Origin of the sequence: Acetobacter fabarum (assembly GCF_029069195.1) — a bacterium.
In the GTDB taxonomy this organism is placed as follows: domain Bacteria; phylum Pseudomonadota; class Alphaproteobacteria; order Acetobacterales; family Acetobacteraceae; genus Acetobacter; species Acetobacter fabarum_A.
This window is the reverse complement of the sequence record NZ_JARDYK010000008.1, coordinates 103,486-115,957: the sequence shown is the minus strand read 5'-3', so window position 1 is coordinate 115,957 and position 12,472 is coordinate 103,486. Positions and strand designations below refer to the sequence as shown.

Annotated in this window: 12 protein-coding genes; 9 read left to right on the top strand and 3 right to left on the bottom strand. The window is 57.9% G+C overall.

What is annotated here, in order from left to right; translation table 11 throughout:
- From PY793_RS10585 to murA, 9 genes are all read left to right on the top strand, one after another.
- Positions 1-184: hypothetical protein (locus tag PY793_RS10585; protein WP_275178023.1), on the top strand; the 184-nt coding region annotated here is incomplete at its 5' end.
- A gap of 2 nt (positions 185-186) precedes the next feature.
- Positions 187-840 carry an ABC transporter substrate-binding protein gene (locus tag PY793_RS10580; protein WP_275178022.1) on the top strand — a complete coding sequence of 218 codons (654 nt, stop codon included), beginning with the start codon at positions 187-189 and terminating at the stop codon, positions 838-840.
- A gap of 75 nt (positions 841-915) precedes the next feature.
- Complete coding sequence (gene hpnI, locus PY793_RS10575) at positions 916-2,091, top strand: bacteriohopanetetrol glucosamine biosynthesis glycosyltransferase HpnI (protein ID WP_275178021.1); 1,176 nt, start codon at positions 916-918, stop codon at positions 2,089-2,091.
- A gap of 146 nt (positions 2,092-2,237) precedes the next feature.
- Positions 2,238-3,665, top strand: a complete 1,428-nt coding sequence (hpnJ, locus tag PY793_RS10570) for a hopanoid biosynthesis associated radical SAM protein HpnJ (RefSeq protein ID WP_275178020.1) — start codon at positions 2,238-2,240, stop codon at positions 3,663-3,665.
- A 122-nt stretch (positions 3,666-3,787) separates the two neighbouring features.
- Positions 3,788-4,642 (top strand): hopanoid biosynthesis-associated protein HpnK, encoded by an 855-nt coding sequence (gene hpnK, locus PY793_RS10565; RefSeq protein ID WP_275178019.1) that lies wholly within the window; start codon positions 3,788-3,790, stop codon positions 4,640-4,642.
- Between the two features lie 385 nt (positions 4,643-5,027).
- Complete coding sequence (locus PY793_RS10560) at positions 5,028-6,785, top strand: carbohydrate porin (RefSeq protein ID WP_408744699.1); 1,758 nt, start codon at positions 5,028-5,030, stop codon at positions 6,783-6,785.
- Between the two features lie 159 nt (positions 6,786-6,944).
- Complete coding sequence (locus PY793_RS10555; RefSeq protein WP_275178018.1) at positions 6,945-7,169, top strand: hypothetical protein; 225 nt, start codon at positions 6,945-6,947, stop codon at positions 7,167-7,169.
- Entirely contained in the window at positions 7,160-7,714 is a 555-nt protein-coding gene (dcd, locus tag PY793_RS10550) for a dCTP deaminase (protein ID WP_275178017.1), read from the top strand. The genes PY793_RS10555 and dcd overlap by 10 nt, the downstream gene beginning before the upstream one ends.
- A 4-nt stretch (positions 7,715-7,718) precedes the next feature.
- Positions 7,719-8,981, top strand: a complete 1,263-nt coding sequence (gene murA / locus PY793_RS10545) for a UDP-N-acetylglucosamine 1-carboxyvinyltransferase (RefSeq protein ID WP_275178016.1) — start codon at positions 7,719-7,721, stop codon at positions 8,979-8,981.
- 753 nt (positions 8,982-9,734) lie between these two features.
- On the opposite strand, the gene PY793_RS10540 is transcribed toward murA, so the two are convergent.
- Genes PY793_RS10540 through PY793_RS10530 form a run of 3 tightly spaced genes read right to left on the bottom strand, consistent with a single transcriptional unit; the run spans position 9,735 to position 12,471 of the window.
- The gene (locus tag PY793_RS10540) at positions 9,735-10,328 is read right to left on the bottom strand and encodes a LutC/YkgG family protein (protein WP_275178015.1); all 594 of its coding nucleotides are present in this window, start codon (positions 10,326-10,328) and stop codon (positions 9,735-9,737) included.
- Positions 10,325-11,731 carry a lactate utilization protein B gene (locus PY793_RS10535; RefSeq protein WP_275178014.1) on the bottom strand — a complete coding sequence of 469 codons (1,407 nt, stop codon included), beginning with the start codon at positions 11,729-11,731 and terminating at the stop codon, positions 10,325-10,327. Before PY793_RS10535 ends, PY793_RS10540 begins: the two co-directional genes overlap by 4 nt.
- Positions 11,728-12,471 (bottom strand): (Fe-S)-binding protein, encoded by a 744-nt coding sequence (locus tag PY793_RS10530; RefSeq protein WP_275178013.1) that lies wholly within the window; start codon positions 12,469-12,471, stop codon positions 11,728-11,730. Before PY793_RS10530 ends, PY793_RS10535 begins: the two co-directional genes overlap by 4 nt.
- Position 12,472 lies beyond the last annotated feature (1 nt).

The window sequence follows — 12,472 nt, the reverse complement described above, 5'->3', positions numbered from 1 at the left end:
CCCCATGGCCCTGCCCGACCGTTTTATCGACCACAATACGCAGGATGCGCAGTATGACGAGGCCGGGCTCTCCGCACCACACATCGTCGCAACCGCTCTTAACGCACTGGGTGTGAGCGCTACGGGCATCGGAGACATGCTCGAAGCAACCTTGCCAAACCGTGCAACCGGGACAAAATCGTAAGCATGAAACGTATTTCCTTCCGCGCAGGGCTCGTGCTTGGCATGAGCATGGCGCTCCTTCCCGTAGCTGGGGCTGGCGTATCCGCCCCGGCTGCGTTTGCCCAGTCCGCTCCGTCCAATGCAGTGATTGCCCCCGTGCAAACACTGTACACGGCACTTGACCAGATCGTGCAGTCCCATGGCAGCTTTGCCGAACGCAGCCAGATCGTGGGCGCAGCCGTAGACAAATCCTACAATCTGGAAGCGGTGCTCAAAGCCTCCATCGGCCTGCGCTACAACGGCCTGAATGTTGACGAAAAGCAGAAGCTGCTGGCCGCGTTCAGGGCTTATACCGTCTCGCGCTATGTCAGTAACTTCAAACCCGGCGCGGACATCAAGTTCACCATTCAGCCCACCGTGACCGACACCGCCGTAGGCGGTAACAAGCTGGTGGTGACCGACCTTGGCGCAAGCGATGGCTCAACCCCGACCGAGATCAGCTACATCATGAACAATGCTGGCGGGTCATGGAAAATTGTGGACGTGCTGCTCAGTGACGCCCGTATCAGTCAGGCTGCGGCCCAGCGCTCGGATTTCAGCTCCACGCTGACCTCGGGTGGCGTTTCTGGCCTTATCAGCGTTCTTGAACGCAAGTCTCAGGCTTACGCCAAAGACTAAAGGGAACAGGAACAGGCGCGTGCGGCAACGCAAACAGACATACTTCTCCCTTACGGGGCGCATGATGGTCGGGGCATGGTAGCGGTTTTTCCTCTTCTGGCTGCTGCCAGCGCGCTTCTTTCTGTTACCGGCTGTATCCAGTCCTCACTGGGGGCTGGATTGCTGACGCGTTTCCGCCGCAACGAGCGGCTGCCTGTTGTGCTGGGCGCCCCCCCACCGGTGACCGTGCTCAAGCCCCTGTACGGCTCCGAACCCCTGCTGGAAGAAGCTCTGGAAAGCTTTTGTACGCAGGACTACCCCCATATGCAGATCCTGTTTGGCGTGCGCGATGCGGATGACCCCGCCATTGCCGTTGTACGCCGCCTGCAGGAACGCCACCCCGCGCTGGACATGGAGCTTGTGGTGGACCCCGCCCTGCATGGGCTGAACCGCAAGATCAGCAACCTGATGAATATTCTGCCCAAGGCACGGCACGATATTCTGGTCATTTCCGATTCCGACATTCATGTGCGGCCAGACTACCTGCAGCATATCGTATCGGCCCTGCACCAGCCCAATACCGGTCTGGTCACCACGCTGTATGCGGGCCTGCCGGCCAGCAGTTCCCTTGTGCAGATGCTGGCCGCCTGCCAGATCAACCATAATTTTCTGCCCGGCGTCATGCTCTCGCGCTATCTGGGGCGGCAGGACTGTCTGGGTGCCACCATGGCCCTGCGCCGCCAGACGCTGAATGACATAGGCGGGCTGGAAACCCTTTTGCCCCACGTGGCCGATGACGCCCTGCTAGGCAGGCTTGTGCGGCAGGCTGGCATGAACATTGCCATTGCCGAATGCATGACATGGACCACCATTGCCGAATCCAGCTTTGGCGAACTGCTCCGGCACGAGCTGCGCTGGGGGCGCACAGTGTGCACACTGGCTCCGGCGGGGTATGCCGCCTCCTCCATCCAGCTACCGCTGTTCTGGGCAACACTGGTTGTGCTTTTTCAGCCACATGCGGCATGGAGTTTGCCATTCTTCTGGGGCATATGGGCCATGCGTGGAGTAACTTCGCTCCTGATCGACCGTGCCGTAGGCGCGCGCGCGCTGTGGCCGCTTTTGCTGCTTCCCCTGCGGGACTGGCTGTCTGCCGCCATTATGGTAGGGAGTGCCAGTGGAACGGAAGTCCACTGGCGGGGCCAGACCATGCACATTGCCCCCCACCCGGACACAGCGTCTGCGCCGGTACGGACTCTCTCCCCCGGACCCTAGTGAACGCATGCAAAGACTTGCTTTATTCCTATCCGCCAGAGTATTTGCCTAAATCAAATGCAGATACGGAAGTCCCTGAGCCAGCATGTATGCCAAAGCTTACTGCCGGACCCCACCGTTCTACGCCCCTGTCAGGATAAAAACCAATGACGATGAGAACCCTTTTTCTCCAGCCGCCAACTTTTGATGGTTTTGATGGCGGTGCAGGCTCGCGCTATCAGGCCCGCCGTGAAATTAAATCTTTCTGGTATCCGACATGGCTGGCCCAGCCTGCCGCTCTGGTTCCCGGCAGCCGCCTGATTGATGCCCCCCCCGCCAACATGGGCATGGAGCCCATTCTGGAAGACGTGAAAAACCGCGATCTGGTGGTGCTGCACACCTCCACCCCGTCCTTTGCCAAGGACGTGCAGGTGGCCCAGATGCTCAAGGACGTTAACCCGAACCTGAAGATCGGCATGGTTGGCGCCAAGGTGGCTGTTCAGCCGGAAGAAAGCCTGCTCAAGGGTGCGCCCATCGACTTTGTTGCCCGCAATGAATTTGATTACACAATCAAGGACATTGCCGATGGCATGGACTTCAAGGACGTGGACGGCATTACGTGGCGCAACAAGGATGGCGAAATTATCGCCAACCGTGATCGCGCCATGATCGAAGACATGGACGCCCTGCCCTTCGTGACCGAAGTGTACAAGCGTGACCTGCGGATTGAAGATTACTTCATCGGCTATCTCATGCACCCTTACATCTCCATCTACACGGGCCGTGGCTGCAAATCGCGCTGCACCTTCTGCCTGTGGCCGCAGACTGTGGGGGGCCACCGTTACCGTACCCGCAGCCCGCAGCATGTGGCAGCGGAAATCCGTCTGGCCATGCAGTATTTCCCGCAGGTGAAGGAGTTCTTCTTTGATGATGACACCTTTACCGACGACCTGCCCCGCGCCGAAGCCATTGCCCGCGAACTGGGTAAGCTGGGTGTAACCTGGTCGTGCAACGCCAAGGCCAACGTGCCCTACGACACACTCAAGGTCCTGCGTGACAACGGCCTGCGCCTGCTTCTGGTGGGCTACGAAAGTGGCAACCAGCAGATCCTGCACAACATCAAAAAAGGCATGCGCGTTGAAGTCGCGCGTGAGTTCACCAAGAACTGCCACGAACTGGGCATTAAAATTCACGGCACCTTCATTCTGGGCCTGCCCGGTGAGACGAAGGAAACCATTCAGGAAACCATTCGCTTCGCGCAGGAAATCAACCCGCACACGTTGCAGGTCTCCCTTGCCGCGCCCTACCCCGGCACGGCCCTGTTCAAGGAAGCCACGGAAAACGGCTGGCTGGACGAAAGCAACGCAGAACTGCTGGACGAAAACGGCGTGCAGATTGCACCGCTGCACTACCCGCACCTGTCGCACACAGAAATCTTCAACAGCGTGGAAGAATTCTACAAGAAGTTCTACTTCCGCGCTCCCAAGATTGCGTCCATCGTTGGGGAAATGGTGCGTTCACCCCAGATGATGAAGCGCCGCCTGCGCGAGGGTGTGGAATTCTTCCAGTTCCTTAAAAGCCGCAAGGCTGCCTGATCTGGCATAACAGATGGCGCTGGGTGGGGAATGGCGCATAAGCCCCCCACCCAGAACAGCCATGACAGCCCCCGCCCGCCAGTGCTAGACACAGGCAAAGGTTACAAAGGGCTGCCAGAACCATGAAACGCGCCATTATTTCCGCCGATGATTTCGGCATGTCGGTTGAAGTGAACGAGGCCATTGAACAGGCCCACATCAACGGCGTCCTCTCGACCGCCAGCCTTATGGTTTCCGGCCCTGCCGCACAGGATGCCGTGGAACGGGCCAGACGTCTGCCCTCCCTTCATGTTGGCCTGCATCTGGTGGTTATTGAAGGACCATCGGTTCTGCCCCACAGCCGCCTGCCGCTGATTACGCGCGGGAATGGCTGGTTCTCTTCCTCCCAGTTCGGGCTTGGAGTGGACTATTTTTTCCGCCCCGAAGGACGGCGGGAACTGGAGGCGGAAATTACCGCCCAGTTTGAAGCCTTCAGCCGCACGGGTCTGCCGCTGGACCACGCCAACGCCCACAAGCACATGCACCTGCACCCTACCGTGGGTAAAATGATGATTGGCATAGGCAAAGGCTACGGGCTGAATGCCGTGCGCGTGCCTCTGGAGCCGCCCCGCCCTTTATACGCCGCAGGCACCTATACCGACACGCTGGGCGATGCCGCCCTGCGCCGCTGGACTGCCCTGCTGCGCCATCAGGCCCATGCTGCGGGCATGATCACAAATGACTGGTGCTTTGGGCTGGCCTGGAGCGGGCATATGACCACCGAACGTATGGCCGCCCTGGCAGCCCACCTGCCCGATGGTGTGTCTGAAATCTATTTCCATCCTGCCACCCACAAGAACGCCATGCTCGAAGAGCTGATGCCAGGTTACGAACATGAGGCCGAATTTCAGGCTCTCTGCTCGCCGGGCTTTCGCAAAGGGCTGGAGCAGGCGGGGGCGCAGCTTTGCGGCTGGCAGGACATCGCCTATAACGCATAGCTGCCGTGCATATGTTGCAAATTTATCGTTATAACAAAAATTTGCACTCGATTTTTTCTAAAATGCCTATTCTGTTTGGTTTTTGGTAATAATATTTCAAAACCACTCTTGACCGGGCATTTCCCTTCATGCTCCTGATGGCGAACCGACAACACAAAAACAATAACGGTCTGTCACATGGTCGCACATTCTGCCCGGCGGAATATCCGCCTCCGTTCTTATGCCACCCCGCCCAGCACGTTCTGGCGTTACGCCCATGCCCTGCCGGTGCACAAGGCTGTACGCACGGCCTGAACACCCGGCCCAGCGGCACGCTCCTTAAAACCCAACCACCACACGCATAAGACAACTCCCTCCAGCAAGAGCGAGAGGAAGCGGAATAACAATGCCAAAAATACACCGCCCCCAGCGCCCCGGCACCCCCGAACACGGGCCAAAACATACCCGCACAACCGCCGCATACGCCATTGCGCTGGCCTCCGTGTGGCATGCGCCCTTTGGCTCAGGCATGGCACAGGCCCAGACCACCCATGCTTCCGCCCTTACGGCCCAGCCAAGTGCGGCCCCTATTTCTGACACCATCATCAACCCCGGCAGCAAGGTCCATGCCCTGCCCGCGCAGTCCCTGCGTCCGCTGGATGCAGAAACCATCGGCCCGGACCTGAGCGCCATCCGCCGCCCGGCCAACACGCCCATTCCAGCAAGCGGGGTGCCCATTCTGCCGTCCCCCGGTCTGGCACCTCTGAGCGTGATGCCAATTATGCCATCGGAAACGCCACACTCGCTGCACCAGATCGAACTGGACTCCCTGATAAATGGGGAAGGCCCCTCCGCCCTGCTGCCCGCAAGCTGGGACGCCCAGCGCGACTACGACCTGCCAGACCCGTACTACGTGCCCACAGCAGGCACGGGGCACCTTATTCCACAGTTGATGCCCTTCCGCGACCGGCTGAGGAACAAGGGGTTTTCGTTCTCCTTCTCCTACAAGGGGGAAGCCATGGGGCTGGCATCTGGCGGGTTACCCCGCCAGAAAGGCATCAGCTACGTGCATGAACTGACCTTGCAGACCACGTTTGATCTGGGGCGCATGAATCCGGCACTCAACGGCTGGTCGGTACATGGGCTGGTCATGGAACGTGCAGGCCGTGCGGCGCAGAACGTGCGCGCGGGTGAATACTATGTGGCCTTGCAGGAAGTGTACACGCTCTCGGGCAACGTAGCGGCTCATCTGGTAGATATGTACGCCGAGAAAAAGATGCTCAACAACAAGCTGGACATCATTTTCGGCCGCATGTCGCTCACCCATGTGTTCGCTACATCCCCGCTGCTGTGCTCCTTCATGGTCACCTGCTCCGCTCCTGTGGCCATCAAGCAGTTGCCGGGCATGAGCGTGTACCCAAAAGCCACATGGGGTGCGCGCGCGCGCTTCCGCCCCACGCGGGACACCGCCATACAGGTTGGCGCGTATTCCGTGGGCACCATGAGCGAGAACCCTTCGGGCTGGGCATGGGGGTCCGAGAACGCAACGGGTCTGTCCCTGCCAATCGAATTTACCTGGGCACCCTTCCTGACCCGCAACCGTCTGGCTGGCCACTACGTGATCGGGTATGAGCACGACACCACCCGATATGCGGACAAGATTGGCTCAGTCCTGCCCAAACACGTTGCCGACACCCTGCCTGGCACACGCTCCGCTCCCTCCGACGCCATGTGGCTGGAGGCGGACCAGATGATCTACCGCCTTGGCGGACGTAACCAGATGGCCGGTGGCTACCTGATGGCGGGTTACGTGCATGCCACCCCGCATGTGGTCAACATATCGGATCAGGCTTATGGTGGCCTGTCGTTTGTGGGGCTGATCCCCACCCGTCTGACAGACCGGTTTGGCGTGCTGTATTCGTGGTACAAAGTCAGCCGTCGCCGCCGCGATAGCGAAATTCTGGCCGTGGATGGCGGGTATTCACTAGGGTCGACCATTCGCGGAATCCAGAACGATTCCGAACTGGTCGAAGCGTATTACGGGATTGACGCCACACATGGCGTACTGGTCCAGCCTGAATTCCAGTACCTGATTCATCCAGGCGAAACACACCACATCCCCAATGCGGCCCTGATTGGCCTCAAGGTTATTGCCAACCTGTAAAAACCGGCCCCTGCCGGTGCGCCCCCGCACCGGCAGACGCGCATAAAACAGCACGAAAGCCTCCCGCCCCTGCGCCGGGCTCTAGGCATGGCGCGGTACCTCTGCTAGTCAGCAAGGCGAACGTTCAACCCGTACGCGACTGGCCTTGCTGCATCTGGCATGACTGACACGCCCGACAAAACCCCATCCCCCGGACAGACCCTTTCCGCCAGAGCGGAAGCTGCCCTCGCCGCGCGGCTTGCCCGTCAGGCTGCGGCATTGCGCGCCAACCTGCGCCGCCGCAAGGATCAGGCCCGGACCAGACAGGACCCTAGCACGGCGGAGGAGCCCTCCCCCGCCACCACACAGCCCCCCGGTAATGGAGAGAACAAGACATGCCCGTGATGCCCGATACATGGATCCGCCAGATGGCGCACGATCACGGCATGATCGAACCGTTTGTGGAAAACCAGAAACGCGAAGGCGTTATTTCCTACGGTCTTTCCTCCTACGGGTATGATGCCCGCGTGGCCGATGATTTCCGTATTTTTACGGATGTGAACAACGCCATTGTGGACCCCAAGAACTTCAGCCCCGAAGGTTTTGTGTCCCGCCGTGCGGATGAATGCATTATTCCGCCCAACAGCTTTGTGCTGGCCCATACTGTTGAATACTTCCGTATTCCGCGGGATGTGCTGGTGGTCTGCCTTGGCAAATCCACCTATGCCCGGTGCGGCATTATTGTCAACGTGACCCCGCTTGAACCGGAATGGGAAGGGCAGGTCACGATCGAGATCAGCAACACCACCCCCCTGCCCGCGCGCATTTACGCCAATGAGGGGATCTGCCAGTTCCTGTTCTTCAAGGGCGATTCCCCGTGTGAGACCAGTTACGCCGACCGTGCGGGCAAATATATGGGCCAGCGTGGCGTTGCCACGCCCAGGATGTAAAATCATGGATCATTTTATTATCCACGGTGGCCGCCCCCTGCATGGAGAAATTACCATTGGCGGGGCCAAGAACGCAGGCCTCAAGCTGCTGGTGGCGGGGCTCCTGACCTCCGAACGGCTGCTGCTGTCCAACGTTCCCCATATTGCCGACATTGCCACCATGCGCGCCCTGCTGGAACAGCACGGGCTGGAAGTGCGCGATGTGACAGGCGATGGCTCCACCCTGTCTGTCGGTGGAGATATTACCAATACAGAAGCCCCGTATGACATTGTTTCCAAAATGCGGGCTTCCATTCTGGTGCTCGGCCCCCTGCTGGCCCGCTGCCGGGAGGCGCGCGTGTCTCTGCCCGGCGGGTGCGCCATTGGCACACGCCCGGTCGACCTCCACCTTAAAGGGCTGGAAACACTGGGCGCGGAAATTACGCTGGAAAACGGCTATATTAACGCCCGAGCACCCAAGGGGCTTGTTGGCGACCGTATTATTCTGCCCTTCGCTTCAGTCGGCGCGACTGAAAACCTGATGATGGCCGCGACCCTGGCCCAGGGCAAAACCGAAATTATCAACGCCGCGCGTGAGCCGGAAATGGTCGATCTGGCCAACTGCCTGAACGCCATGGGGGCGCGCATTACGGGTGCGGGCAGTTCCGCCATTCTGATTGATGGCGTGGAAGCCCTGCACGGTGCCGAGCATCGCATCATGCCCGACCGGATAGAATGTGGCACCTACGCCTGTGCTGCGGCCATTACGGGCGGTGACCTGCGGCTGGTTGGCGGGCAGATGGACCATCTGGGCGCTGTTGTACGCGCGCTGGAAGAATGCGGGACCGAGGTCACGCAGGACGGGAATACCATGCGCGTACGCCGCACCGGAGCACTGCGCGGCATAGACATCATGACCGAGCCCTACCCCGGATTCCCAACCGATATGCAGGCCCAGTTCATGGCCCTGCTCTCGGTCGCGGAAGGGGCCTCCATGATTACCGAAACCATTTTTGAAAACCGGTTCATGCACGTGCCCGAACTCAACCGCATGGGCGCGCGCATTAACGTACACGGGTCTTCCGCCATTATCCGTGGTGTGCACAGCCTGTCTGGCGCACCGGTTATGGCAACCGACCTGCGGGCTTCGTTCTCGCTCATTCTCGCAGGGCTTGCCGCCCATGGTGAGACCATTCTGAGCCGCGTGTACCACCTTGACCGGGGTTACGAGGCAGTGGAACGCAAGCTGGCCAAGTGCGGCGCACTGATTGAGCGTGTGCGGGATTAATCCCGATACCGGCAGGTCTTTTCAAAACATGATGGTGACCAGTTGGGCCGCAGCATAGCATGCTGGTTTCAACTGGTCATTCCCTGCGATACGCCCCCAAGGTTGTCTTTAACCCGGACGCAAGAAGGAGACTTTCTATTTTTGTGGCTTACCCGGCCATATTAAAATAAGAAATCATGATTGATAATAATTACACTTTGAACATTGGATATACCAGATATGATAAAAGAATTTTTTAGTAATTTCCTTGATAATTACAACAAACTTCTTGGTTTTTTCGCTCAAAGACGCAAAAAAAATGTGAATGACGCCTTTAACCTCTGCAATGTATTTTTTAAATGCATTAGCTGGGTCATATTAATATCATTTGTCGATTTTTTATACAAAAAAACGTCTTACACCCCCTTGAGAGTGGTGGAAATTGCAGGAATCCTCTTACTTCTTTACTTTTTCTCAATCATAGTCGATATTATTACATGGACAATTATCAAAAATCTAAGATTGAAACAAACATACCAAGTTTGTATTGCAGTAGTTATATTCACACTCATGGAATATTATTATATATATGAATATATATATAATCCACTCATGAAGATAATTAAACTTGTGGGATCAGTCATGGCTGAACTGCTCTGAGTATTTACGGCTGTCCCTTCTGCCTTCTGGCCCTGTTCCACCTACAAAACAGCCGGAGCAGCGCAAACTGCTCCGGCTTTTTAACAAGCGCCGCTCACTGAACCGGGGAGGGGCTTAATCCTCCCACCAGACAGACAGGGTGCGGACACCCTGCGCACCGCGGATCAGCACACCCTGAATATCCGCCGTGGCTGACGGCCCGCTCATGAGCACACCATAATTGGCGGTATGGAATTCCGGGCGGTCCATATAGGCCGTATGCATATTGGCGGTCAGGTTTTTGGCCGACAGGATCACTACAATATGCTGGGTCAGATGGGCGGCGGAGTTCAGGTCATGCAACTGGACTTCGCTTAGGTAGATCGACCCCATTTCCGCAATACCAAAGGGGGAGCGCACGACCAGCACATCCACCGATGCCGCCTGCTGGGGTGTGCCCAGCTCTTCTATGCGGATTGTGCCTGCAAAGTCAGGCACGGCGGAACAGATGACTTTGGAATCGGGGAAGCGGCGGGCAATGGCGGTGGCCAGTGTGTCCCCCTCCTGCCGTTCCAGCACCTGCCCCCCCAGAATCTGGAGGCTGTTCTCAAACCTGGCCTGCCCGTTATCCATATCCCCCAACCGTGCAACGGGGGGAAGCGGGTGGGCCTTGGGGTCTGGCCTGTTGTCCCGCAGGCGGGTCAAAATGGCATCGCGCGAGGTGCTCATGCGCTTTCCCCTTCCTTTTTTTTGTTTTTCAGGCGGTTCTGCTTGTACCAGCTATGGAAGGTCTGCTTGACCGGGTGCGGCAGTTCGCGGTGTTTGCCCCATGGGTTCAGCCAGTTATACAGCACAAAACGCGGCATGGTGCTGAGCGCGACCTCGGTGCTGTTAATGGCGGCACGGTACAGGGTGGGCTGGCCCATAAGCTTGCCCGCCATGTGCATGACCTCACGCTTTACAAACGGCAGTTCGTGGTGTTCGGCCAGAACCCGACGCCATTTGTAGAGCTGTTCGTGAATGTTGATCTTGACCGGGCAGACATTGGTACAGCTTCCGTTCATGGTCGAGGCAAAAGGCAGCGTGCTGTATTTGCGCTCGTTAAAGGTGGGGTCAATAATCGCGCCAATAGGGCCGGAATACACCGCACCATAGGACAGACCACCCGAGCGGCGGTAAACCGGGCAGGTGTTCATGCACGCGCCGCAACGGATACATTTGAGCGAAGTCCAGAAATCCTCCATGCCCAAACGGTGCGAACGCCCGTTATCCACCAGCACCACATGCATCTCACTCCCTTTTTGCGGGCCACGGAAATGCGTTGTGTACTGCGTAATGGGCGAGCCAAGAGCAGAGCGTGAGAGCAGGCGGATAAACACGCCCATATCCGCCATACGTGGCACCAGCCGTTCGATCCCGATCGTGGCAATGTGCAGACCCGGCACAGTGGCGCTCAAATCCGCATTGCCTTCGTTGGTGCAGACTACAAAGGAGCCGGTTTCAGCCACCACAAAGTTGCCGCCGGTCATGCCCGCATCAGCAGACAGAATGACCGGGCGCGCCGCCAGCCGCTGCTGCCATGCAAGGGACTGCGCGCTGCTGTCGTTGGGGTCCGTGTGGTAATGCTCGGCAAAAATCTTGGCTACATCGGGGATCAGCTTGTGTACGGCTGGCACCACAATGTGGCTGGGCATCTGGTTGTCCAGTTGCTGGATGCGCTCGCCAAGGTCGGTTTCTGTCACCACAACGCCCCGTGGCTCCAGATACTCGCGCATGCAGCATTCTTCGGTCACCATGGACTTGCTCTTGATGAGCGATTTGGCGCCGTGTTTTTCTAAAATTTCGCCGACTATGCGGTTATGTTCCGCACCATCGGCTGCCCAGTGTACATGAATACCGTTCTTTTTGGCGTTGGCCTCAAACTGTTCCAGGTATTCGGGCAGATTGGCCAGCGTGTGCTCCTTGATAGCGGATGCGCGCGTGCGCAGTTCCTGCCATTCGGGCAGAATGTGCATCTGCTGATCACGCTTTTGCCGCAGGTCCCACAGCCGCTCGTCATGGAAATCCATGTGGGCGGTATCTTCAATAAACGCTTCAGCCGCCTTGGCGTGGTTGACAGGTTTGACTTTCATTCCCGCGCTCCATTCAGAATTTCAGCAATATGAATAAAGCGGATGGGAACACCAGCCCGCTCCGCACACCCTTGCTGGTGCATCATGCAGGACGTATCGGCCGATACAATATACTCGGCCCCGGCATTATGGTGGTCCATCACCTTGTCCGTACCCATTTTGGCCGAAACAGCCTCCTCCGTAACCGAGAAGGTGCCGCCAAAACCGCAGCATTCATCCGGCCGTTTGGGTGTGGCAAAGGAAATACCCTTGACCTTGCCCAGCAGGTCCATGGGTTTGGAAAAGAACGGCTCGCCCAGTTCGGACATACTGGCCGTACGCAGGGCGCGCAGGGTGCCACAACTGTTGTGCAGGCCCACCTTGTGCGGGAACTCCGCCCAGGGGAAGTCCTGCACCTTGAGCACATCATGCAAAAATTCGACCAGCTCAAACGTATTTTCACGCACATGGCGTACGTCATCGGTCTGGTCGATGGCATCAAAATTATCGCGCACATGGTGTGTGCAACTGCCAGACGGCATGACTATGGCATCATATCTGGCAAAATTCTTAACAAACAGCGCTTCTGCCGCAGCCGCATCCTTGTTGCAGCCCGAATTGGCCATGGGCTGGCCACAGCAGGTCTGGTTCATTGGGTATTCCACGTCCTGCCCCAGCTTTTCCAGCAGTTCCAGTGTGGCAATCCCCGCGTTTGGATAAAACGCGTCTATATAACAGGGAATAAACAACCCGATTTTCATA